Origin of the sequence: Bacillus sp. FSL P2-0069, assembly GCF_038593315.1 — a bacterium.
Classification (GTDB): Bacteria; Bacillota; Bacilli; order Bacillales; family Bacillaceae; genus Bacillus; species Bacillus safensis.
Map to the genome: position 1 here is coordinate 3,170,597 of NZ_CP151984.1, position 25,469 is coordinate 3,196,065.

Sequence of the window (25,469 nt, forward strand, 5' to 3'; positions counted from 1 at the left end):
TTAAAAAGCACCGCTCATAATTGTAACAGATAACGATACACATTTCATCTTATAACAAAAGTCATGCACGTCAAACTAGAAGACAAAAAACCCCTGAATCCTTTCAATCATAGATTCAGGGGGCATAAGACATTAGATAATTTGATGCTCTTTTAAGAAATCTGTAATTCTTTTCGTATTTTGATTATCGTTAAAGCTGTTAATTTTCAAGTATTTTTCTTTATATTCATCTTCCACGACATACTCATTCTCAATCGCATGTTTGACAATACGAATAAGCTCTTGAGTATTATATGCAATCGGTCCTGGTGCATTTTCTTCGTTAACAGGAGGAATCGCTTTATACTGTCTAATCAAGTAATCTTTTTCTTCCCAATAAAAAATAGGGTATGCTCCTCTATATTGTGCATCATAAATAGCAGAAGAGTAATCAGTGATAAACACCTTTGATACTTTTAGCGCTTCTGATGGATTATCAGAAATAATATGTTTATACTGAGGCAGGTTTTGATAAACGTACTGAGAAAATTTGTTATGCGGTACAATTAACAGACGATCAAGAAGACCTGCTTCTTCAAAGCTTTTAATGATTTTAATCAGAACTCTATAGTAAGATGTTTCTTCGATTCTATTTGTATATATTAGCCCCTCTTCCCAATAGCGGTAAGTTGGCATAAAGGCGATCTTATCTGCACCGTCTACTAATTTGGCATGATCAAAAGTTGCGAGGCCTGTCAAAATCAAATCCTCACGGTCATATTTCATTTTGTAGAATTCACCAGCCTCTAGTTCAGAACTGATGACTGATTTATAAATATTATATTGGTTCTTGTCTTTATGGAATCCAAAGGCCATTGGATTATCAACTGGTTTCGCAAACATTATTCCATGCTGCAAAAAGACAAGTGGAACGCTCATAATTCTCTCTCTAAGATGATCAATATATAATCTATCGTTCAGAACATGGTTAGATAACTCACTTGAAATAAAATAGCTGGCATTGAAGATACTTAAATAATGTCTCAGACTATATTTCGGAATGATTCCCTTTCCATACTTAGCTTTAAGTGCCGGATAAGCACTTGATTTCTTATTAAGAATAAAGTAATTTCTTGAGTCTGTTTGACAATTCTCTTGTACATAGTCATACACTCTAATAGCGGATTCATCTGCTTTATCACTCTTTTTCTCAAAAAACAAATTCACACGATAATTCTTGTCTTTATAGAATGATGATAAGATACTCGCTATTTTTATTTTTACTTTACTAAATAAAGAATATTCCTGTGAATAAGGAATAATGGTAGATGTCACATTTCCAAATAGATTTGTTCTTAGTACTTGAAGCTTGTCCCCATTCTTTTTCGTGATATATGTTTTCACCTTTTTATCTCTTTTTTTCAGCCTTAAACTATGGATAATTCGGTTATCATTTCCAACAAATAAGTTATTATGGATTCTGCTGTCTAAGTCAAGATCATTTAACGAAATTTTAAAGAAACCATATCTTTTTAAGAATTTGATCTTTCTAAATGGCCTTATAAATTTCGCCACCTGATGATCAGAATTTCTAATGTACAGATATTCATACTTTTGGTCTGAATTATACGCGTAATGTGTCAGTCTTCCATAAACATAAAAGCTATTAAACAAACTAAAAATACGTAGTCTTGATGTATGTTTTGTAACAAGATAAGGGTTTCCTCTTACTAAGTAAACACCATTCGTTCTTACATATATGTAATACCTTTGTTTATTAATCACCAAAATATTAAGGATGTTATCTTCTTTGAATTGCTCTAATGTATCTTTACCAAAAACTTTGAGCGGCTGATATCTAGGAACAAGTCTAAAGTTGACGATTTTCTTTTGCTCAGTCACCTTATTTAAAATTTTGATTTGATTACGATTATTCACAGTCACTTCAATATCTTTATGTTCCTGCATCACATCAAACAAAATTTTCCTTACATTTAGTTCTTTATTTTGGCAATCATACGTAACAACAAAGTTGAAGGGAATATATTGGATAAAGGAGATGTCTACAAATCTTCTTTCTGCCCCGTGAATCTTCAAATCCATTTTATAATTCCGATTGATCTCATCAACGTTCAGCAGCCCTGAGAATAATAATAGTTCCTCTTCGCCTCTATATAAGCCATAGCGGTCTAACCCTAATTGTTTGACATATATATCTTCAAATTGATTGTTAATGTCAATAGGATGTATTTGATTTGGTTGAAGAATGTCAGAACTTTCTTTGACAATATACAAGTTCTGATCCTTAGAATAAAGATAGATCATTTCATTAGAATGATCTATTGAAGATTCAAAAATCATCTGATCCTTTACATCAATTTCACAAATCCTCTTTGATTCGTTTACAATTAGCTCTTTAAATTCAAAAGTACATAACTTCTCTATGTCATCAATATATAACACTAGCTTTTGTTCATCTAAATTAAGAATTTCAATAAAATTATGATAAAGTTTGTACATTGAAGCACCTCTATATTATTTTCAGCATTTTTACAGTACCGGATAATCTTATCTAAATTTAGCATGTTTACTGTTAAATTTCTATGTTTTTTTATTTTTACCATTACATTTAAATATGTGTACAATGGAATAAAAAAAACAAAAAAGTACCGTTCTACTAAGCGAAGAACGGTACTTTTTAAACTATTTTTCAGAAAACACTACTTCCACGACCCGCTTCGAAGATTCTCCAGTCTCTAAGTAACAGAATTTCTCATAAAACGGTGCAAATGAAGCTGGTAGTGTAAAGTCTGGCTGTTCTGTTTCTCTCACCCAGTCAATGACACTTTCTGTCTCTTTCACAAGTGGTCCAGGTGCTTCTTGTTCAAAGTCGAAGTAGAAGCCTCTGAGCTTGTCACGATATGTTTCAATGTCTGGCACATAGAACAGCATCGGACGTTTGAGATTTGCATAATCAAAGAACACAGAGGAGTAATCTGTGATGAGCAGATCTGAAATCATATAAAGGTCTCTAATGTCTTCGTAATGAGAGAAGTCATAGGCAAAGCCTTCATACGGCCCTAAATCAAAGTTTTCAGCAACTAGATAGTGCATACGCAGAATGATTATATACTCATCTCCGATAGCAGCTCTCATCTCATGCAGGTCAAGGTCTAAATCAAATTTGTACTGCCCTTTTTTATAAAATTGATCGTCTCTCCATGTCGGTGCATATAAGATCAATTTTTTATCGAGCGGCAGGTTCATTTTTTGTTTCAGTGCTCTCATCGTTTCTTCATTGTTTTGATTATGAAGGAAGTCATTTCTCGGATATCCTGACTCAATCATGGTCTTTTGAAATTGGAATGCACGTGTAAAGATTTCAGTCGAGTAGGCATTTGGAGAAATGAGATAATCCCAATTCGATGCTTCTTTTGTGAAATTCTTTTTGTATTTCTTCGTGTTTGTTCCAGGCATATGCACCTCGTCCATGTCCATTGCCAGCCGTTTTAACGGCGTACCGTGCCAAGTCTGCAAGTATGTTGTGTGATCTGGCTTTGGAACCCATAGCGGCAAACGGCTGTTTACGACCCAATACTCGGCTCTTGCCATCGCAAAGATCCATTTCAATGACAGACGATTGATATAGTAGATGCCTTTTTCCTTAAACGGTGCTTCATGACCCTTTTTAACGCTCCAGATCAGCGTATATTCAGGGTGATGTTCTTTCATATACTCATAAATCCCACGCGGGTTACAACTAAATTGTTTTCCATTAAAGCTTTCAAAAACAACCGTTTTCTTTTTCACAGACAGCTTACTCGCCAGTTTAAAGGTCGTTTTAAACGTTCTTGTCACAAGGCGGTTACGGACTTTTTTGATTTTACTGATCTTCTTTTTGAATTTCTTCCACTTGCTTTTGACGTAATACTTGGCACGTGTTTTCATTGTGTAATCATTAATACGGATGCCAAGCGTTTGTCTTTTTTTCTTTCGGTACACTTCATATCGAATCGGTACATCGTTTCGTTTATGAATTTGAACAAGTCCTTTGAGTTTGTTCGAGCGGTCTCCAAGCACTAAAGAAGTGGTTGTTAATGTTTCCTCTGCTCCGTTTACATCACAGATAAATTCAAGATAGAAGCGATATACAAAGCGTTTGTTTAATGAATAGGTCAATTCCTCTAAAGGGACTTCTGCTAAAAATTGATAAAGCTGTGGTACATGTTGATCATCACGGTATTCGATCACTTCGTCTTTTATATGGGTGATATTGACCGGAAAACGATGTTCAATTGGTTCTTCACCATTTTTCTTCAATAGAAGCTTTGCTTCTTTGATCTCATACGGATGTTCTGCACTTAGTACACCTGCATACCCGGATAAAGATAACATACACCCTTTGTTGAGCTCGATATGATTGAATTTCACAACCTTTAGCTCACGCTTGATTTTCAAAGAAGCATTCCCTTTGTCTGTACGGTATGGAATGATACACAGCATGGCGTCTTTATTTTCTAAAAAAGTCAGCTCAGGCTTTTCTATTTCCATTTTTAAGCGGCGTTTATAGTTTGACGTTTTCTCTTCAGATTCAATATCTGTATTGATATCCGCTTCTTTTACTTCTTCTTCCTCTTCTTCGGAATCAGAATCATAAGCTGAGTCCTCAAGCTCGTCCTCATCCTCTTCTTTGTTTGTGCTCAAATAGTCCGTGACATACAAGTTATATGTCTGGCCTTGCTCTAACGCAAGCGGCAGCGATGCTTCATTCAATACCAATTTGAATAGATTCTCTTCTTGATGAACAAGCGGAAGGTAAAGTTCTTGTTTCGAAACTCTCTCCCTCATAAACAAATAAAATTCTCTATCTGTTAATGGCATGTCATCGTTGATGCGAATCAGCATTTCTAGTTTCTCATGGTGATTTTTTAACCCTTCAACGACACTCTTCTTATGAATTCCCTCTTCAATCATTAATCGTTAATCTCCTCTGTTCAGAAATCTTACCGTTGTGTTATATCACTATTTTACTTTCCATGAATAGTTTCCTTGTTTCGTTTGATATGACCATCCATCGATCGATGATGGTTTATTCGTAAGCAGCTCACCTTCTATTTCTAGACGCTGCAAAACCTCTTGAAGTTCTTCTGTTTTAAAACGAATGTAAAAATCCACAAATTTCGTTTGGTTGATTTCAATGTTTTTCTTTGTTTGAAAATGGCCGATTGGGAAGCTGACTTGATGGTTCTCATCGATTGTTTGAGAGATGATTTCAGCTCCATTCACTCGATCATATCCTGCGAAATCAATTTGCACATGATCCGCATGACTCATTTCATCTTTTAACTCAAGTTGAAGGTGAAGAACATGATGCTCAGAGCTTAGATCACGCAAGACCCATTTCATGCTGTCAACGATCCCTCTCAGTTCATCTTTATGCTCACGATTTTCGAGCATATGATGAATCGCCGTATTCCAAACAGTCTCTTCGTCAGAAGGAACAAGATAAAAATAGGCTTGTTCTCCCAATAATTTTTCGACATCTTCTTTATGTTTAGTATCCCCAAAAAAGACAGCGTCCACTTGCTGTTTTCTTATTTGTTTAAATAATTCTCCATATTGAGAATTGACTTGATGCAGATCTTCTTCATAATGTGCGTGATGCACAAATGCAGCGTAATAAGTTGTTTCAGGCTGCTCAATTTTAAACAGGTGGCGGTCTTGATCACGGTCCTCTGTGATCATCAGTTTCAAACGGTCATTTTGTGATTGAATGCTGGATAGCCATAATTGTTTAATATCCGTCTTCTTTGTAAATGTTTGAATTCCTGTTTTTTTATACCAATTAATATGCCGAACTGGATTCTTTTTTGCATCACCAGGATAAATGATCTCCATATAGATGCTGCCGTCGTCATTGATTAATTCCTCTAAGTATAGAGCACCTGAATGTGGAACAAAGCTTTGTACTCTGCACAAAATGCCCTGCCAATTGTATTCTTCCCTCTTCACTAATTGCTGCTCTTCATTATATTGATCAATATAACAAATGGGGGAAGAAGGAAATTCATATCTCGTCACTTGAATCGTGGATGCACCTTCTGGAAAAGTAGCTTCATTGATCTGATGTGATGATTCACCGGCAATAAATTCTGAGTAACGTCTTTTACTTCCGCTTTCCGGTAAGATATAGTGTTCAAATACATTCAAGATGTCCACTTGGTTAGGAAATGTCTCCTCCAAGCTGTGAATACGTTCTTTCACATTTGCATCGTAATTTAAAGTTAAAATTGCAGTACGTTTATGCTGATCAGCCAAAGGCTTAATTCTTGCCTTTAAAGATTTCGTTAAGCTCTCATCCTGTTTTGGCACATCACCCATAATAAAGTAATAGTCCATATCAGGCACGTCCATTGATGCCATTGTTTCATGTTGTTCAGATTGATCCAATGTGTCTTCAACTTTTTTCTTCATCCAATTTTGAAACAAAGGAAGCTCTCCTTAAAAATAATGATGACTTGCTCATTGTATTTTACATGAAAAAGTACTTCTCACCAAAAGATAAGAAGTACTTTTTTTCGATCTATTAAAGTCCCGCAATTTCTTCCTTAATTTGTGTTGTCGAGATGCCTTCTGTTCTCTTCAAGTATACGACTTCGCAATGTTCTTTTAAGAAATCGAATTTACCTTCCCAGTCATCTCCCATGACAAACACATCGATATCGTGCTCTTGCACGTCACGGACTTTTTGATCCCAGCTGTTTTCTGGAATGACTTCGTCTACATAACGAATGGTTTCAAGAATCAGCTTTCTATGCTCGTAGCTGTGATAAGCTTTTTTAGATTTTTGTAAATTAAACTCGTCTGTAGAGATGGCCACCACTAAGTAATCTCCGAGCTGCTTTGCACGTTCTAGCAGCTTAATGTGCCCCCAGTGTAATAAATCAAATGTACCGTAAGTAATAACTTTCTTCATTGCAAACATAAACTCCTTTCTTCAATCCTTATTCGACTGCATTCGTGCAGTAATTTATCCGTAATTCTGTGATATTCGATTCGCTCTTCGGAACCTCATTATATCACAGCGCCCACCAAACGTTAAGCGGATGTAAAGACAAACTATTTCCAATTTATTGGGCGCAGGAGGAAAAGTCCGAAGAATCAATGTTTCACAAAGGATCGTCGAGATGAAATGATGAAAATGTCATGAAATTTAAAGGTTTGTAAAGTTATTGTTAATATTTCGTGGAGCATCTGTGATAAAATGATGAGTAGGCGAAGAATGAATTTACAATGAACGTTCATAGATAACAAGTTAAAAAGGAGGTCTAAACAATGCAAACAGAAGTGGTCTCTAACCTTTCTTATGTAAACGGCGACTTAGATGAATTTATCAGCTATATGAACCAGCATCATATTTCTCAGAGAAGAGGCGCCATGATTGCGACTGTCAATCCAGAGATAGGCTATGCCGTCATGAAGGATCATGCGTACCATCAAGTCGTCTCATCTGCGGATTATGTACTGCCGGATGGCGTAGGCGTCGTATTGATGTCCCGCATGACCCAAAGTCCGCTTAAGTCAAGAATTGCCGGCTTTGATGTCTTCATGTCTATGCTTGACCTAGCAAACAAGCAGTCTAAAAGAATCTTTTTATATGGTGCGAAAAAAGAAGTGCTTGAGGCTGTGAAACAGCGAATTGATACGGAATATCCAAATGTGGTCCTCGCCGGAAGCTGTGACGGCTATCAAGCCGATAAACGTTTCGTAGCGAAGCAAATCGCGCGCTCGAAACCTGATATGGTGTTCGTTGCATTAGGTTATCCAAACCAAGAGAACTTTATTTACGAATACCGCCATTTATTCCCGCAGGCTGTTTGCATCGGTTTAGGCGGAAGCTTTGATGTATTTAGCGGAACGGTGAAGCGTGCACCACGCTGGATGATTAAGACAAATACAGAATGGCTGTACAGATTGATTGTGAATCCATGGAGATGGAAACGAATGCTCAATATTCCTAAGTACGCTTTTGCCGTATTGAAAGAAAGCAAAGGAAAAAAACGTTACTATCCTGAGCAGGTAAAGGATCAGACGAAGCAGCTGTGAGAGACTGATAAATGATGAATATACGCTCAATGATGATTTCATGTTACGCAGCTTTTATTTCTTTCATTGGATGGCTGATGAGCGGCGTGAAACCTCGTGAAAACCAGGTGACGCTGCTTGTTTCATTCCAAGAGAATGCGGCTGCTCTCATTCATACTTATCAACAACAGGCGAACATGACAATGAAGCTCACTATCCTCTATACGAAGCATGCTTCTGCGATAGAAAAGGACGGGCCTCATCTGTCATTTCGCTATTTTCATGAAAAAAATCCTCTCCATCTCATTCAATGTATATATACGATGTTTAAAAGCAAGGTTGTCGTGACGGATAATTACTTTCTCATGACGAGTGTGCTCAGAAAACGGCCTTCTACAACTTGTATTCAAGTTTGGCATGCCAATGGAGCTTTGAAAAAGTTCGGGCTTGAAGATGCTTCAAATTCTGACCGGAGTCCACGTGATATCAAACGCTTCAAACGCGTCTATGCGTCTTTCGATTACATCGTGACAGGCTCAGATCACATGCGTGAGATTTTCAAGACCTCGTTTGGGGTCAAAGATGAACACTTTTTACCAACTGGTGTACCACTGACGGATGTGTACTATGAACAGCACCAGCCTTCCTTGAAGCTGAATGATGTTCCAAAAGGGAAAAAGATCATGCTCTATGCACCGACCTATCGAGACTTTGCAATGGACGGTCTTGTGCTGCCTTTTTCAAAAGAGCAGCTGCAAACTGAGCTGAATGGCGATTACATTCTGTTCGTCAAGCTTCATCCTGCGGTTAAACATTTAGCGAAAGCAGAAACAGACGGTGAATGGATATTTGATGTGTCCGATCAGCCGCTCTATCCATTGCTTTGTGCTTGTGATGTCCTGGTGACAGATTATTCGTCCATTGTGTTTGAGTATGCACTGCTCGAAAAGCCTGTCTTGTTCTTCACTTATGACTTAGACACTTATCGGGAGAAACGCGGCTTAGTCGACCGGTATGAAGACATCATTCCTGGTAAGGCTTGCGTCACTCAAGACATGCTCTTGCAGGAGCTTTTGCACCTAAACGCATTAAACAATAAAGAACGAATCAAAACCTTTGCTGAGGAATGGAACCAATATTCAAAGGGACAATCAAGTCAGCAGCTCCTCTCATTTATTGAACAGCAGCTGCTCCTACACAAAAAACGTCCGGCTTCTCATTAGGAAGCACGGACGTTTTTTTTATTTGTTATACACCGGGATATCGTAATACAGCGTATAGTCATCAAGCAGGTTATACAAACTATACATGCGAGTGACTTGCTTAGAAGCCCAGCCAATATCTGTTGCATATTGATGAGTCGCTGCAGCCGACCAGCGCATTTTATAAATTGTATCTTGCTTGTATGTGGCATTATTGATATAGCTGTTGCCAATGAATTTTGCTCCGCCAATAATGGCAGCCTCTGGCGTGAACCATTGCTGTTCATACGCATACTTTGCACCAAGATAATTCGGATTGCTGTCATATGCGCCAATGCCATACATGTTATAAACTTTCTTTCCATTATACATTGTGCCATTCGCTAAAATGGAACTTCCGTTACCCGTTTCAAGCAACGCATGAGAAATAAGATAAATTTCGTTGATATGATACGTTTTTGCTGCTGTAATAAAGGCCTGTCCTTTACCCGCAAGAATCCCTTTTCCTGCTAAAATCTTTGAATTGACCTCTGCTGGATTGAGATTCGCAGCTTCAGAGAGTTTCAGAAATTGAAAATAAGATTGCGTGCCTTCTGCAATATTAGCTGGATCTACATATTTTTGCACCTCTGCTGCACTTGCATTTCTCCAGCCGAGGTTGATCCTGATCCAGTTCCCTTCTTTCCCAAGCTGTTTCACTTTTGCTCCTTTATTGAGCTGTGCCACAATGTTGCTTGCAGAGCTCGAATCAGGTGTAGAACGGACATTTAAGCCATCCGTATTCACTGTCGATGTTGCTTGGTCTACATATGCTGCATAGACATAGGCCGCACCATCTGTCTGTGGCGACACCTTCATTTGTTTGTTGACCATCTCATTGACAGTAAGGTTGTAGTTCGTTTGCATAACCATTGGGCCATTTTTAATTTTTACGGCTGTGGCGGTCCAGCCATATTGGCTTTTCACAAAAGCAATGGCTTCATTTACAGTTGGTAATCCTGTAAATTGCTGCGTAATGTTGATTTTGTAAGCTGGTTTCGTTGTGGTTGTATACGCAGCGGTTTCATTCCGTTTTTTGAAAAATGCCATACCTTGATCACGCAGTGCAGCGGTTGAGATGGCACCTGTTTTGATCTGATATTGAGCATAATCGGCTGCGCCTGTTTTTTGAGCAGCGGCCTTCATTTTTTGTTTCGTCAAATAGCTGAGTGCTTGATTCAGTTTTGTCTGATTCACTGTCGGCTCTGTCGTGATACGGTATTGATTGACCGCTTCTGTCAGCGTTTTTGTACTGCTGGCAACGCCATTTTTCTTGATAATCTCTTGAGCCTGCTTCACTTTACTTTGTTCATATACAGGTGTTGTCTTGAGACTATACGTTTTGCTGACAGCCTGTCCCTTACTTGTGGTTATGCTGCTTGTCAGCTTATGCGTTTTTAAGTAGGCGGCCCCTTTATTCACTTTCGCTTGGTCCACTGCTTGATTGACGACGAGTCGATACGTGCTGTCTGATACCTTGCCAGTTTTTTTCGTTGTCGCAGATACTTTTTTCTTTTGGAAGAAAGCCGCTGCTTTTTTGACTTGGTCATCTCCTAAAAGGTTTCCCGTCACGACTTGATATGGCTGTGTAGAGGAGATCTTTTTGGAGGTGTAGCGCCATTTCTTTTTCTTGAAAAAGGCTACCGTTTTGGCGTAAGCTGTATCGTTCAGTTGATTGAGCTTCACGATATAATTTTTTGTTTTTCCCACGCGCTGCACAGTACCTGCAGCACCGGTTTGTTTCTTAATCTGAGCTGCAGCTGAAGCTGCTTGTTTGTTGTCTTTAAAATAGCCTGATTCCAAGCTGTAGACATTTTTTAAAGCACCTGTCTTTTGAATCTTCCCGCTGATCTTTGCTTCCTTTTGCAACTGGGTAAGGAGCGTCTGTGCTTTCGACTGGCTCGCTTGTGCAGCGGATGTGACGATGTAATACGGCTTACCTGCTGTCACCGTTTGAAGCACTGCTGTTAAGCCGGATGCCTTTTGAAAGCCTTGCAGAATGGTATTCGCCTTACTTTGTCCAACAATACCGCTTGAAATCAGCTGATACACAGTGCCAGCTTTCGTTTCGGTTTGGTATGTACTGGTGACGCCTGCCTGCTTTTGCAGCTCGGTTTGAATATTTTTCACTTTCGTTTCAGAATCAATGGCTCCTGATATGACCTGATAAGAAGGTTTGCTTTGATTGATGATTTCATAGGAGCTATTGAGCCCTGATGTTTTCGTTAGTTCGAGTGAAAGCTTTTTCGCCTGACTTTCATCATTAACTGGATCAGATACGACCTTTTGTAAAGGAAGGCGGTCACCTACTGGAGACACCGTACCGCTCATGCCTACTTCTTTTTTTAATGCAGCTGCACTTGCATTCGCTGCTGCTTGCGAATCATATCCTGAAGCAGTGAGCTGATAGGTCGACTTATTTCCTGAGGTTTGATAAGTGGCTGTCCACTTTTTGTCTTTCTTCAGTGTTTCCACTGCTTTTTTCACTTCTGCTTCTGTTGTAAATACTTTTGAGGTGTTCATCGTATAAATGGATTGATCGACATAGGAGGCTGCTTGCGCTTCTTTACCCGTGTGTAATGTCATACCAAAGGCAGCTGCGAGTAACATAATCTTGATGGTTTTTTTCACGTTCCCTGTCCCTCTCTTAACTTTGCATAATAGTCTACTAATCTCTTTATCGACAAAAACAAGTACTCTTTCAAGTCATTTATGCAATAGAAAAATAGAGGACCCCCTCGAAGTCCTCTTTTCCTTATATATGCGACACAATCAGTTCACAAGATCCTTCAATTGAGAAGCTTCCTGTTTCAGCCGGCAGAATAAAATGAGCGCCCATTGGCAGTGGATATGTGTGTCCGTCATGCTCTAAAGACCCTTCTCCATGAATCACACTGCATAGCAAAAACGGATAATCCTGCGAAAGCTCTACTTTTTGATCAATTTCCCATTTATACACAGAGAAATATTCTGCTTCGACAAATGTACGAATGGTCACTCCCCGGCGTGTTTCAACTGATTCATCTGCATACCCATCTACATGAGGAACCGTTGTGACATCAATCGCTTGCGCAAAATGAAGTTCACGTTCATTGCCATCCTGGTCTTTTCGTTCATAATCATATACGCGATAAGTTGTATCTGAGCTTTGCTGCGTTTCAAGGACAAGCGTTCCTTCGCAAAGCGCATGAATGGTACCGCTTGGCACATAATAAAAATCACCAGGCTTAATCTTCACCCGCCGCAAAAGACCTTCCCAATCTCCACTATTCATCATGGTGACAAGCTCAGTTCTTGTTCTTGCATTGTGCCCATAGATCATTTCTGCTCCTTCTTTGCAGTCAATGATATACCAGCACTCTGTTTTTCCAAGCTCGCCATTTTCATGTCTTTCCGCATAATCATCATCTGGATGTACTTGCACGGACAAGTCTTGGTTTGCATCTAAAATTTTGGTTAACAGCGGGAAGCGGTCGCCTTCTATCCCCCCGAACAATTCTCTATGATTGTCCCAGAGTTCGATCAGCGTTTTCCCTTTATATGGACCGTCTTGCACGACACTTGGCCCGTTTGGATGAGCAGAAATTGCCCAGCATTCTCCCGTTTGATCAGAAGGAATATCATAGCCAAATTGATCCCTTAAGGCTGTACCTCCCCATATTCTCTCCTTCAATTCAGGCAGTAAAAAAATTGGTGACTGCTTCATTCAGGATGACTCCTCCCTTTGCTACCCTTTGATAATCCTTACCTAGCTTGATGAAAACTAGTAAGTCTCAACTTTTATTATGACGCTATCTAAAGAGAAGTCAATCCTTTCAGTACACCGAATGAAAACGATAACACAAAAAATATTTTACCCTTTGACAGAGCCTGCGAGAAGCCCTTTGACAAAGTATTTTCCAAGAAGAATATAGACGAGCAGGGTCGGCAGCGCGGCCAATATCGCCCCTGCCATTTGGACGTTCCATTGCACAATTTGACTGCCTGATAGGTTTTGCAAGGCAACCATCACCGGCTGATGCTCTGCAGTGGTCATCGTGACTGCAAATAAGAATTCATTCCACACATTTGTGAACTGCCAAATGGCCACCACAACAAATCCTGTGATCGAAAGCGGCAGAATCATATGCCTGAAAATCCCGATAAACCCTGCGCCATCCATTTTCGCCGATTCAATCATTTCATCTGGGATGCTCACATAGAAATTTCGGAACATGAGTGTTGTGATCGGAAGCCCGTATACGACATGGACAAGCACAAGCCCTGGAATTGAATTATACAATCCGACTTCACGCAAAAATTGAATGAGCGGGATCAGAATACTTTGATATGGAATAAACATCCCAAACAGCATCAGCGTAAAGACGACTTCTGATCCTTTGAAACGCCATTTTGATAATACATAGCCATTCATTGCACCTAATACAGCTGACAATAAGGTAGCAGGAATGACTAGATAAAGAGAATTCATTAAATTGGGCGCTAGCTTTTCAAACGCGATTTGATAGCTTGAAAAATCAATAGTAGATGGCAGCGACCACATTCGCTCAAGGGTGACTTCACCTAATGGCTTCAAGCTTGTGACGAGCATGACATAAACAGGCATCAGAAAAAAGAGACTGCACAAAATCAATAAAGCATAAAGAACTGGACGGACAAACCATCTAGCTGTCATGATGAAGCCCCCTTCCGGCTCGACAGGAGATATGGCACGATAAAGACCGCAACAGAGATCAGCATGACAACCGCAATGGCGGCACCGCCTGCATAATGGTTTCCTCTAAAGGTCATTTCAAACATATACACGCCCGGAACATCCGTGACAAAGTTCGCACCCGGCCCTGTCATCGAGTAAATCAAATCGAAGATCTTTAAAGAAATGTGAGCCATGATGATGACAACACTTGCAGTAATCGGTTTTAAAAGAGGGAAAATGATTTTCCAGTAAATCTGCCACTCCGTTGCACCATCCATTCTAGCAGCCTCTCTTACTTCCTCTGGAATTCCTCGCAGACCCGCCAAATACATCGCCAGAGAGAAGCCTGTCATTTGCCAAACAGCTGCAATCACAACAGCAATCATGGCCGCAGGTACACCAAACTCAATTTTCCCCCAGACAAATCCGGCCAATATATTCGTATCCGTATACCACTTAGGCTGGATACCAAGCGTTTTCAAAAATAAATTTACCCCAGTTGACGGGTTTAAAATCCATTGCCATACGACTCCTGTGACAACGAAGGAAAGGGCCATCGGAAAGAAGAATAAATTCCGAAAAAGAGATTCCCCCTTGATCTTCTGATCTAGTAAAATCGCAAGTGCAAGACCAGAGATAATGACAGCCCCAATAAAAAATAAAGTGAAAAAGACCGTGTTTCGAAGATCTGATTGAAAGCGGAAATCTTGAAACAGCATGACATAATTGCGAAGACCTGCGAAAGAGAAATCAGGAACAAGCGTGGTCCAGTTTGATAATGACACATATCCTGTCCAGCCGATAAAACCGTAAACAAAGATGAATAATAATACCGCTGACGGGGCTAAAAAGAGCAGCGCCAGCAGCTGGTCTCCATTCCATTTTTTCCGCATACGTTTAACTTTGGGCACAGGTGTTTTTGTCATCGGCGATGTGTCTATGCGCATGAAGCTACACTCCTTTTTAAAAAAGAGGCGGTGCCTAGCCGCCGCCTCCTTCGTCTTTATTTCATTGCATCTTTTAATGATGAAACAAACTGACTGCTGTCTTTTTGTGTCACGAAGATATTGACGGCTTGATTCGCTTTTGTCACAAACCCTTCTTCAGCAGCTGAGCCATGAGCAAGAGACGGCGCCAGTTTTGACTCTTTAAATGCCTTCATCGCCGATTTTCCGTATTCATCATATTTTGATACATCTGCATCCACACGTGCTGGAATCGATCCTTTTAACGGATTAAACGCATCCTGTCCTTCCACAGATCCTAAAACGGATAAGAATTTCTTCACGTTTTCTGGCTGTTTCACACCCTTTGGCAGTCCAAATGTATCGGTGATCACCATAAAGCTTCCTTCCGTTCCAGGAGTCGCCGCGTATCCAAAGTCTTGATTCACCTTCAAATCAAGATCATTCACAAAGTACCCCTTCGCCCAGTCGCCCATGACATTCATTGCCGCTTCTCCTTTTGCCACGAGCTGTGAGGCATCCTGCCAGTTACGTGAACTGTGATCGTCATTGACGTATTCGAGCATACGTCCAAAGATGTCTGCCGCTTCCTTCACTTTTGCGTCATCCATTTTCATGTCGCCAGCCCAAAGTTTTTGATAATCATCTGCCCCTAATACACCCAGCAGAACACTTTCAAACAAATGAGTCGCTGCCCAAGGCTCCTTATCTCCAAGTGCAAGTGGTGTGATCCCTTTTTTCTTTAACGCATCTGCTGTTTTGAAAAATTCATCAAATGTCGTTGGCGGCTCTAAGCCTGCATCATCAAATACCTTCTTGTTATACCAAAGCACATTGCCCCTGTGAATGTTCACCGGTACGGAATAGATTTTCCCATCTTTGCTGACAAGATCAATCAGTGATTTTGGAAATTTGTCTTTCCAGCCTTCTTTTTCATATAAATCATCCAGAGGCTCCATTTTGCCTGCCGCGACCCAGCTCTCATTCAGCTCCGCCCCGCCATGCACTTGAAACGTAGCAGGCGGATCATTTCCCTGCATCCGGCTAGTCAGGACAGCCTTTGCATTTGTACCAGCACCACCTGCGACGGCTGCATTTTCAATTGGAATGTCTTTATTCTCCTCTTCAAACAATTGAATGAGTGCCTTCAGCCCGTCTTCCTCACCCGCTCCTGTCCACCAAGAGAAAATTTCGAGCTTCTCTGCTCCGCCTTCTTTTTTTGCCTCTGAGTTCGTCGATGAGCTGCAGGCAGTGACGATAAGCATACAGAGTGCCAGCAGTGTAAAGCCTAATTTGAACTTCATAATTGATCCCCCTATCCCCATTTTGTAAGCGTTATCAAAATAAGTATAATGGCAGATCCTTGCTTTTTTTCAGGCAAACTTCTTCACTTTTTTATGAAATTCTTCATTTTTTTACGGCCTGTTTTCGATATTCCTTCGGTGAACAGCCGACCATCTTCTTAAACACACGGCTGACGTAATTAGGATCTGTATATCCTGCCTGATAGGTAATTTCTTTTAAGCTAAGCGTGCTGTCTTTGAGGAGCTTTTTGATTTTATCCAGCCGGCAGGCTGTCACATACTCTTTAAATGTCAGACCCGTCTCGTCTTTAAATCGTTTTGTGAAATAGGTGGGACTTAAATCAACATAAGCGGCCGTTTGCTCAAGCGTGATCTGTTCACAATAATGCGTTTTGATGTAACGTTTTGCCCGCTCGATGTCATTGATGGTCTGTGTTCTCGCTTCATACACGTCAAATAGGTGTTCACAGCACTGGCGGCATTCAGCTGCGGTGCTGATTGTCAATATCGATAGATCTGTACGGAGGCGTGATTTGAAGAGAATCAGCAGTTCTTTTACCTGTGAAATCGCCGCCCCCTCTAATTCAAAGGCATCAAATAAAGCCAGCGCATCCTCTCTTTTCCCTTCCTCGAGCGCCTGCATCATGCTGTCTGCAAGCTCCGGCAGATGAATCAATGGGCGGGGCTTCACTTCTGTTTGGTAAAAGCCATAACGAACAACGCCGCCACTCTTTTTTCGCTGATAATAGGAAAGCTTCGCCTCTGCTGCACTTTTCTGAAGATGAAGCGGGTTTGAGACTGGATGCCCTATGCCAACGACAGGTGAAGGCTGACCGTTTGTCATGGCAGCTCGAATGGCTTGCAGCACCTCTGCCTTTAGCTGACCTGGTCCCTGCTGACTATAAATGAGACATGTAAACAGTTCTCCCCCCATCTGAATCGGCACCGTATGAAATCGTGCAGATTTCTGTAAATCGATCAACAGCTGATCTCCTTCTGTCCGCTGCACAGCAATGATAAGACCTGCTTCATATTCGGAAAATAATTGTTGAAACTCCATTTCGGTATAAGATTGACCGTTCATGACATGCGCTTCAAGCCACTTTGACTGCTGATCGGCCGCTGCCTCCTGCCGCAGAGACGCCTCCTGCTGAATCTCTGCTGCTACAAATCGAATGGCTGCGATGGTTTCATCCTTGTCAGCTGGTTTGACGAGGTATTGTTTCACCCCTTCCTGCATCGCTTGCTTGGCGTAATCGAATGTATCGTAGGCTGTCAGCATAATGAATTTTGTATGAGGACTGATTGCTTTGATCTGTTTGATCGCTGTCAGTCCATCCATGCCAGGCATCTGAATATCCATGAGCACAAGATGAATGGGCTCAGACTGCACGAATTCAACCGCCTTCTTTCCATTTTCCGCTTCTCCTGCTATATGACACTCTGGAAGCCATTCTGTTAAGAACTTCCGCATCGCTAGCCGTTCTATTTTTTCATCATCGACAATCAGCACGTTCAGCATTCCGGTCCCTCCTTTATCGGAATAGCCAATTGTATGGTGGTGCCTTCGTTTGGCTTTGAATCAATTTGAAGGGCATCTTGCACCCCGTAAAACAAGCGCAGTCTTGACATTACATTTCGAAGACCGATTCCTGTCGAGTGGCCTTTACTCAGTATGTTCGGATCTTCCTCTTCTTTTTCTGACAGCAATCTTCTTTTCTCCTGTTCATTGATGCCCATCCCATTGTCCTGAATCTGAATCATCACATAGCCGCCTTCTTGATAGATCGAGAGCTCAACAAGTCCCTCTTCCTCCTTTGGTTCAACGCCATGAATGAAGGCATTTTCGACAAGCGGCTGTAAGGTAAGACTTGGGATATGCACAGATAAACATGATTCATCGATGGACATTTTGCACGTAATACGATCGGCAAATCTCGTTTCTTGTATATGAAAATATTCTTTCACCACTTTCACTTCTTGTTCCAATGTAACGGATGTACTTAGAGCAGACAGCGAATACCGCATCAGCGTGGAAACGGATTGAATCAACCTTGATGTGGCTTCTGCTGATTCTAAGTAAGCCATCCGTGAAACGATGTTTAATGTGTTAAATAAAAAATGCGGGTTCATTTGGTTTTGCAGCGTTTTTAGCTTCATGTCTTTGATTTTTTGATCTAATGCTGCCTTTTGTTTGATCTCTTCAATCATCATTTTCATCTCTTGCCGCATTCGCTGAAAGGCTTCATTTAAAACAGAGATTTCATCCTTTGTGGTAACATGCAAATTCGCTCCATCAAAATTTCCTTCTGATACTTCTTTTACACTTCGGGACAGATGAACGATGGGTCTTGAGATCCCGCCAGCAATCATATACGCCATCCATAAGGCGACCCCGATTGATAACGTAAACAGGCATAAGGTAAAGAGCGCATAGGTTTGATGCCTTTTTTGAAGAGATTGATAGAGTACCTGATACTCAGATAATTCATCATCAAGCAGGGTCATCGTCTGCTCTTGTATATAGGAGGAGACGGTTCTCACTTCCTTCACACTTGCAGCATATTCTTCGATTTTCCCTGCTTTCACATGTGTCATGGTCGCATCACTTTCATTGATGAGCGTCCGTATCATATATTGATATTTTTCAATAGAAGGAATTGCCGCATGAAGACCGGCATCCTTTTGCAGCGCTTGATCGTATGATTTCATTTTCTGTTTTGACGTAAGATATTCTTTGGCAAACTTCCGATCCTTTTCAATGGCATAGGCATTGACCTTTTCATACATCATTTTCGCCTCTGTTGATATATCATTGAGAAGGAGAAAAGAACGGAAGCTCCGGCTATATTCTGATGTGATTTTTGAACTGCTCCAGTAGACAAAAAAAGCGGCTACGTTGCCAAGAAGCACAAGGATTAAAAATGCTAATAACAGCTTACTTCGAATCTTTCTCATGGCTGCATCCCCTGCTTTCTGTCTGTTTGCTGAAGAGGCAGATCCCCGCGCCGGATCACACTCGTTCCCGTGTACTGGAGCGGTTCTTCTTTTTCACCTTTCTGCAAACGAACAAGCGATTCAACCGCTTGATAGCCCATTTCATAAGGATGCTGCACGACGACGGCATCAATTGTCCCATCATCAAGCGCCTGAATCGTATCAGGCAATGTGTCAAATGCAAGCACATAAAAATCAGTGGATGATCGATACTGTGCAATTGCTTGGATGATGCCTGCACCATCTAATGCACTTGTGCCATAAAATGAGGTGAGCTTTGCATGATCGTTTAATAGTTTATAAGCGGCACCTGAGGCACCTGACTTCGTAATGGCTGATTCTTCTATTCCAGCAATATGAATGCGTTTTTCAGCAGAGACGGCATCTCGAAAGCCCTTGACGCGCAGCTTTTGATGAATGGCATCCAGCCTGCCTGTGACAATTCCTACATACTGTTCACCTTTTGTATCTGCGATGAGTGCCTGTCCTGCGATAAAACCTGAATAATAATTGTCCGTCCCTACATACACTTGACGCTTGCTCCCCTCTGCATCCGTATCGACGGTGACGACATCAATGCCTTTTTCCCTCGCCTTCTGAAAAAGCGGTTTGTATTTCTTAGCATCAAGTCCCTGCGTCATAATGCCATCAACATGCCCAGCGATCGCCATATCAATGGTTTTCAGATGATCGTCTACATCCGCCTGTTTTGGGCCCAAATATTCTAGATATACGTGATGAACGTCTGCCGCATCCGCAGCTCCCTTTTGTACAAGCTGCCAATATTCGTTATCAAGTTCCTCCGGTACAAGGACAAAATGGTATTGATACGTTGACGCCGTTTCATCGGAAGCGCTTTCAATTTTAAATAAATCTTGACCTAATAACGTTAAGAAGATGACAGATACCACACAAAATGTGAGAAATGCGCTCATTCCGATCCACTTAGATAATTTCACCGTGTCCTCCTCCTTCCCACTATTTCCGCATAAAAAAAGAGCTGCTTATAAGCATACTCTCTCAACCTCTATAATTCCTTTGTCATAAATAAACTGTTTGGATCTTCTTGATATGTACCAAAAGGCGGACAATGCTGAAATCCAGCGCTCTCATATAGTTTTCTTGCTGGTTCAAAGAAAGCCATTGCCCCTGTCTCTAAGCTGACACGTGTATACCCGCGCCGTTTTGCCTCTTGGAGAAGATAATTCAGCATATACCTCGCTACACCTTTTCGCATATGGAGGGCTGCGGTTCTCATCGATTTGATTTCCCCATGTTCACTTGACAGCTCCTTTAATGCTCCGCAGCCAAGAAGCTCCTCTCCATCTCGCACACTCCACACGGTGACATCCTGTTTTTTTAAATCAGTTAATGGAAGGGCATGAATGCTTTCTGGCGGCGAATGCTCCTTCATCTCTTCTATATGTGCGGTGATCAGCTGGTCAATTCGTCCATCTGTAAGTTCATCTTGTAGAATATACATTTTCAATCACTCCTTCACGAACATTGTACGTGAAGAGTTGAAATTTCATCTGCTGTTATGTCAGATAAACGAACAAACAACCGGCATCCACGAGCTAATTGTTTGTTCGTTTGACAAGTATTTATGAGGAAAGAACGGCTTGTAATTCCTCTGCTGTACTGCTTTCAAGCTGACTTCCGACACCGACAGCCACCGCGCCTGCTTTGAGCCACTTTGGAACATCAGCTGGATGAATGCCGCCCGTAGGAATAAATTCAATCTCCGGAAATGGACCTTGCAGGTTTTTCATATAGGATAAACCGAAGGAGCCGCTTGGAAATAGCTTGAGCAAGCAGTAGCCATCTGCTTTCGCCTGCATGATTTCACTTGGGGTGAGGACACCTGGTACATAGAGTGTGTCGTAAAATGAGAGATGTTCACCAATCATAGGAAGGTATCCTGGACTAACGATAAACTGTGAGCCTGCCTCAATGGCTGATTGTGCCTGCTCCAGCGTCGTAATTGTTCCCGCTCCTACAATGATGTCCTGCTCCTCTTGGAAGGATGCGATGATGCGTTCAGCATTTGGCGTGGTATACGTCACTTCAATGGCACGGACTCCTTTTTTCTTTAAACGATCAATCATTTCAATGCCTTCTGCTTCACTACCCGCTCTCACCACTGCGATCAATTTACAAGACGCTAGCTGCTTTTTAACGCTCAAACTTGCTGACTTTCCCATATCTCTCATCCCCTTTCATGTACTCCCGCCTTTGATATCGCTTGGCTTCTTTCATAAAAGCCTGAAGCTCCTCCCTGGTAGGCAGTCCGTCCTTATCGCCAGGTGACATCACTGCAAGTGCACCGACCGCATTGCCTCTTGTCACAGATTTTTCATCTGATAAGCCGTCAAGCAAGCCGCTGATGACCCCCACTGCAAATCCATCACCAGCTCCAACTGTGTCTACGACATCCTGCACATAAAATCCATTCACAATCCCCTGACCGGCTGCACTTTTATAAAAGGCACCTTCTGCCCCTAGCTTAATGACCACTAGCTTGACACCTTTTTGCAAATAAACATCTGCAATCTCTTCTGGCTCGTGACACCCCGTGAGCCTTTGCCCTTCTGCAAGCCCTGGAAAAAACCAATCCACTTGCGAAGCGATATGATTCACCGTATGAACCATATCTTCCTCCTCTTCCCACAGCTGAAGCCGAAGATTTGGATCAAATGAAATGGTTTTGCCCGCTTCTTTCATTTCTTGAAGGACACGAAAAGAAAACGCTCTCATTCCACTGGATAGGGCAGGCGGAATACCAGTCATATGAAGATGGCCTGCCTGTTTGAAATAGGCGGCGGGAAAGTCGCTTGGACTCATTGTGCTTGCAGCAGAGCCTTTTCGATAATACGTGACGTCAGGATCTCCATCCATCACTTTTGATTTAAGTAAGATTCCCGTTTGAGACCCATCATTTGAACGGAGTACTGCACTTGTATCGACTCCCTCTTTTTGAAGCTCTTCTAAAATAAATGTGCCAAGTGAATCTGCTCCGACTTTGCTCATCCATCCCACACGAAAGCCCAGCCTCGCCAAGCCGACAGCCACGTTACTCTCTGCACCAGCAAGCGCCTTTTGGAATGTATGCACTTGATGAAGCTCTCCGGCTTCCTTTGCATAAAACATCGCCATTGATTCCCCAAATGTGACCGCATCCAATGCTTTCACTCATTTCTCCCCTTCCTCGGTACCGGTTTCAAATCAGTTGAAAAAGAGAGAGCATGCACGTATGTATACTCTTCTCTGCCTATCGTTTATAAAGATTTCCTCACAATGATTTCTCCATCAAGCTGAATGGTTTGGGGCGCACTTTCATCCCCTTCTAGCCGTGTCTTGATTTTTTGCATGGCTGCTTTCCCCATTTCATGAGATGGCTGGGCAACCGTTGTGATTCCAGGTCCAATCAGCTTATACCATTCTGTATCATCAAACCCTGCAATGCCTATCTCTTTAGGAATCTTCACCCCAAGCTCTACAAGTTCACTAATCAGCTTCAGCATGAGTAATCCATTACCGGCTAAAATCGCTTTTTTCTGTTCGTTTGATTGTAAAAAACGGACAATCTCTTCGCGCATTTGTTCCTTTTGCTTTAAATCAATCTCTGCAATGATCGGCTTCTTCTGTTTACTCAAAGCTGTCTGTTCATATGCTTCCTTTCGTTCTTCACGAGGGCTGATTCCATCGACAGGCTCAGTAAAGAAAGCGATATGATCATAGCCTTTCTCATACATTTGTTGAAGCAGCCGGATGGTGATATCACGGTTATTCGTGGTCACTGTGTCGACTTTCAGTTCAGGCAGCTTCCGGTCCACAAGAACAATCGGCACACCATTTTTCTGAAAATCCTCCAGAATGTCATTGTTCTGTCCTGTCGTATTGATGATGAGCCCTTCAATATAATGTGCATTCAGCTTTAGGAGCATTTCCCGTTCTTTTTCTGGACGATTATCTGTGTTGCACACCATAATGCTGTATCCATATTCATCACAAATCTCTTCGACCCCGCGAAGTGTTGCCACAGAGAATGGATTCGTAATGTCGGCTACAATAAACCCAATGACCTTGCTTTTTCTGACTTTCAATCCTTGAGCAAGCTGACTCGGACGATAATGGAGTTCCTCAATGGCTTTCTTGATTTTTTTTACCTTTTCTGAAGAAATTTCATTTGTTCTGCCATTGATATATCTGGATACAGTTGATTTTGAGACCCCTGCATAAGCTGCAACTTCATTAATGGTGACTTTCGTTTGCTTTTTCTCTTTCATTCAAAAAAACTCCCACAATTGATCTTCTCATTTGGTTCGAAACCGATTTCAAATAAACTTAAAAAAAGCATATCATAATTGAATGCATTTCAGAAGATTTTTTTGCATGATGATGGCAGAAATTTGTCTAACTAGAGAAAAAGAAAGCGATTTCAAATTAACGGTTGACGGCGCTCTCTTTTTCCTCTAGAATTTTTCTTGAAACCGATACCAAATAAATATCAATATTTGTTTCAGATGGAAAGGGAGGCTTATCCAAATGGAAAATCGTTATGCTGTACATCCTGAGCAGGTCAAACGTTTTACAACAGAGGAACTTCGTCGTCATTTTCATATTCCTACACTGTTTGTCAGTGGTGAATTAAAGCTCTATTACTCGCATGAGGACCGCGTGGTGATTGGCGGAGCCATGCCGGCAGCAGAGCCGATCACACTAGATGCCGGAGACTTTTTACGGACGGAGTATTTTCTTGAAAGACGAGAAATCGGAATTGTAAATGTCGGCGGACAAGGAACGGTCACTGTTGATGGTGAGGCCTTTGTGCTGGAGCATAAAGATTTCTTATATATTGGTCTTGGTCACGAAGATGTACAGTTCGCTAGTTCATCAGGCGAGCAGGCCAAGTTCTATTTAGTATCAGCCACGGCTCACAGGGCGTATCCTACGCAAAAAGCAGCCATCGCTGAATTAACACCAAACCACTTAGGGGAAGCAGCTGCTTCCAACGTTCGAAACCTGTATCAAGTCATCCATGCAGACGGCATCCAAAGCTGTCAGCTCATGATGGGCATCACTCAGCTTGAAACCAATAACACATGGAACACGATGCCCGCTCACATTCATGATCGCCGGATGGAAGTGTACTTATATCTTGATATCGAAGAGGATGCACGGGTCTTTCATTTTATGGGGGAGCCATCTGAAACAAGACATCTTGTTGTGGCAAATGAGGAAGCAGTCATTTCACCTGCATGGTCCATTCATTCAGGTTCAGGTACAGCGAATTACTCATTTATTTGGGCAATGGCGGGAGAAAACTATACATTCAAAGATATGGACTTTGTCCCAATGGATCAGCTGAGGTAACGAAAGTGATGACAACTTCATATGCAGCGTCCCTCTTTTCCCTTGAAGGAAAAACAGCCCTTGTGACAGGCCCTGGAACCGGTATTGGGCAAGGCATTGCCGTGGCGCTTGCCAAATCAGGAGCAGATATCATCGGCACATATCACCATACACCGCTTGAAGAAACAAAGGCGCTTGTCGAACAGGCAGGCCGATCATTTCATGCGGTTCAGGTTGACTTTTCTAACCCTCAGTTTGCAAAGCAGGCTGTCGACGCCATATTAAAGAAGCATACGATTGATATTTTAATCAATAATGCTGGAACGATCAAAAGAGAGCCGGCGGCTCACTATTCAGAGGAAGATTGGCATACGGTCATGGATGTGAATATCAACAGTCTCTTTTTCCTCACGCAAAAGATTGGACAGCAGATGCTGAAAAATGGGCAAGGGAAAATCGTCAATATCGCCTCCCTTCTATCGTTTCAAGGCGGCGTCTTTGTCCCTGCTTATACAGCAAGTAAGCATGCTGTCGCAGGGCTGACGAAAGCTTTTGCCAACGAATGGGCGAGCCAGCATATTCAAGTGAATGCGATTGCGCCTGGGTATATTGCGACCAATAACACACAAGCCATTCGTGACGACGAAAATCGAAATGAAGAGATTCTGAAACGAATTCCAGCCGGGCGCTGGGGAAAGCCTGAGGATCTAGCCGGTGCGGCTGTTTTCCTTAGCTCACCAGCTTCTGATTATATGAACGGCCACATTTTAGCTGTTGATGGCGGCTGGCTTGCAAGATAAATATACGAGAGAATTCCTATTAGGGGATTCTCTTTTTTCTATTTGCA

Annotated in this window: 20 protein-coding genes; 4 read left to right on the top strand and 16 right to left on the bottom strand. The window is 41.7% G+C overall.

Annotated elements, in window-relative coordinates; all coding sequences use genetic code 11:
- Positions 1 to 132: 132 nt before the first annotated feature.
- The 4 genes from NSQ34_RS16295 to tagD form a co-directional block, all read right to left on the bottom strand.
- Complete coding sequence (locus tag NSQ34_RS16295) at positions 133 to 2,499, bottom strand: CDP-glycerol glycerophosphotransferase family protein (RefSeq protein WP_046313055.1); 2,367 nt, start codon at positions 2,497 to 2,499, stop codon at positions 133 to 135.
- A gap of 183 nt (positions 2,500 to 2,682) precedes the next feature.
- Entirely contained in the window at positions 2,683 to 4,953 is a 2,271-nt protein-coding gene (locus NSQ34_RS16300) for a CDP-glycerol glycerophosphotransferase family protein (protein ID WP_254001460.1), read from the bottom strand.
- A gap of 48 nt (positions 4,954 to 5,001) precedes the next feature.
- Positions 5,002 to 6,468, bottom strand: coding sequence for an alpha-glucosyltransferase N-terminal domain-containing protein (locus NSQ34_RS16305; protein ID WP_061110153.1), 1,467 nt, complete (start codon positions 6,466 to 6,468; stop codon positions 5,002 to 5,004).
- Between the two features lie 97 nt (positions 6,469 to 6,565).
- Positions 6,566 to 6,955, bottom strand: a complete 390-nt coding sequence (gene tagD / locus NSQ34_RS16310) for a glycerol-3-phosphate cytidylyltransferase (protein ID WP_008343212.1) — start codon at positions 6,953 to 6,955, stop codon at positions 6,566 to 6,568.
- Positions 6,956 to 7,314: 359 nt separating this feature from the next.
- On the opposite strand from tagD, the gene NSQ34_RS16315 reads away from it, so the two are divergent.
- A complete protein-coding gene (locus NSQ34_RS16315; RefSeq protein ID WP_024426277.1) occupies positions 7,315 to 8,085 on the top strand; it encodes a WecB/TagA/CpsF family glycosyltransferase in 771 nt (256 codons plus the stop codon).
- Positions 8,086 to 8,096: 11 nt separating this feature from the next.
- A complete protein-coding gene (locus tag NSQ34_RS16320; protein ID WP_217008708.1) occupies positions 8,097 to 9,287 on the top strand; it encodes a CDP-glycerol glycerophosphotransferase family protein in 1,191 nt (396 codons plus the stop codon).
- Positions 9,288 to 9,305: 18 nt separating this feature from the next.
- Here NSQ34_RS16320 and NSQ34_RS16325 read toward each other — a convergent pair whose 3' ends face one another.
- The 12 genes from NSQ34_RS16325 to NSQ34_RS16380 all read right to left on the bottom strand — a co-directional run bounded on the left by NSQ34_RS16325 (position 9,306) and on the right by NSQ34_RS16380 (position 23,556).
- Positions 9,306 to 11,936, bottom strand: a complete 2,631-nt coding sequence (locus tag NSQ34_RS16325; protein ID WP_254001461.1) for an N-acetylglucosaminidase — start codon at positions 11,934 to 11,936, stop codon at positions 9,306 to 9,308.
- A 124-nt stretch (positions 11,937 to 12,060) separates the two neighbouring features.
- Complete coding sequence (manA, locus tag NSQ34_RS16330; RefSeq protein ID WP_254001462.1) at positions 12,061 to 13,011, bottom strand: mannose-6-phosphate isomerase, class I; 951 nt, start codon at positions 13,009 to 13,011, stop codon at positions 12,061 to 12,063.
- A 147-nt stretch (positions 13,012 to 13,158) separates the two neighbouring features.
- Positions 13,159 to 13,980 carry a carbohydrate ABC transporter permease gene (locus NSQ34_RS16335; RefSeq protein ID WP_024426281.1) on the bottom strand — a complete coding sequence of 274 codons (822 nt, stop codon included), beginning with the start codon at positions 13,978 to 13,980 and terminating at the stop codon, positions 13,159 to 13,161.
- Complete coding sequence (locus NSQ34_RS16340) at positions 13,977 to 14,948, bottom strand: sugar ABC transporter permease (protein ID WP_034281144.1); 972 nt, start codon at positions 14,946 to 14,948, stop codon at positions 13,977 to 13,979. The genes NSQ34_RS16335 and NSQ34_RS16340 overlap by 4 nt, the downstream gene beginning before the upstream one ends.
- 56 nt (positions 14,949 to 15,004) lie before the next feature.
- Positions 15,005 to 16,270: an ABC transporter substrate-binding protein gene (locus NSQ34_RS16345; protein ID WP_065214845.1), complete on the bottom strand. Its 1,266-nt coding sequence runs from the start codon at positions 16,268 to 16,270 to the stop codon at positions 15,005 to 15,007.
- A 103-nt stretch (positions 16,271 to 16,373) separates the two neighbouring features.
- Positions 16,374 to 17,792: a response regulator gene (locus tag NSQ34_RS16350; protein ID WP_176967161.1), complete on the bottom strand. Its 1,419-nt coding sequence runs from the start codon at positions 17,790 to 17,792 to the stop codon at positions 16,374 to 16,376.
- Complete coding sequence (locus NSQ34_RS16355) at positions 17,786 to 19,228, bottom strand: sensor histidine kinase (RefSeq protein WP_061110156.1); 1,443 nt, start codon at positions 19,226 to 19,228, stop codon at positions 17,786 to 17,788. The genes NSQ34_RS16350 and NSQ34_RS16355 overlap by 7 nt, the downstream gene beginning before the upstream one ends.
- Positions 19,225 to 20,226: a sugar-binding protein gene (locus NSQ34_RS16360; protein ID WP_034281148.1), complete on the bottom strand. Its 1,002-nt coding sequence runs from the start codon at positions 20,224 to 20,226 to the stop codon at positions 19,225 to 19,227. Before NSQ34_RS16360 ends, NSQ34_RS16355 begins: the two co-directional genes overlap by 4 nt.
- 68 nt (positions 20,227 to 20,294) lie before the next feature.
- Entirely contained in the window at positions 20,295 to 20,750 is a 456-nt protein-coding gene (locus NSQ34_RS16365) for a GNAT family N-acetyltransferase (RefSeq protein ID WP_061110157.1), read from the bottom strand.
- Positions 20,751 to 20,871: 121 nt separating this feature from the next.
- Positions 20,872 to 21,471, bottom strand: coding sequence for a bifunctional 4-hydroxy-2-oxoglutarate aldolase/2-dehydro-3-deoxy-phosphogluconate aldolase (locus tag NSQ34_RS16370; protein WP_065214849.1), 600 nt, complete (start codon positions 21,469 to 21,471; stop codon positions 20,872 to 20,874).
- Entirely contained in the window at positions 21,443 to 22,459 is a 1,017-nt protein-coding gene (locus NSQ34_RS16375) for a sugar kinase (RefSeq protein WP_098677185.1), read from the bottom strand. Before NSQ34_RS16375 ends, NSQ34_RS16370 begins: the two co-directional genes overlap by 29 nt.
- A gap of 86 nt (positions 22,460 to 22,545) precedes the next feature.
- Entirely contained in the window at positions 22,546 to 23,556 is a 1,011-nt protein-coding gene (locus NSQ34_RS16380) for a LacI family DNA-binding transcriptional regulator (protein WP_041115553.1), read from the bottom strand.
- Positions 23,557 to 23,815: 259 nt separating this feature from the next.
- Here NSQ34_RS16380 and kduI point away from each other — a divergent pair, with 259 nt between their 5' ends.
- On the top strand, positions 23,816 to 24,643 hold the full coding sequence (kduI, locus tag NSQ34_RS16385; protein ID WP_041115552.1) for a 5-dehydro-4-deoxy-D-glucuronate isomerase: 828 nt from the start codon (positions 23,816 to 23,818) through the stop codon (positions 24,641 to 24,643).
- A gap of 8 nt (positions 24,644 to 24,651) precedes the next feature.
- Complete coding sequence (gene kduD, locus NSQ34_RS16390; protein ID WP_176544450.1) at positions 24,652 to 25,422, top strand: 2-dehydro-3-deoxy-D-gluconate 5-dehydrogenase KduD; 771 nt, start codon at positions 24,652 to 24,654, stop codon at positions 25,420 to 25,422.
- Positions 25,423 to 25,469 lie beyond the last annotated feature (47 nt).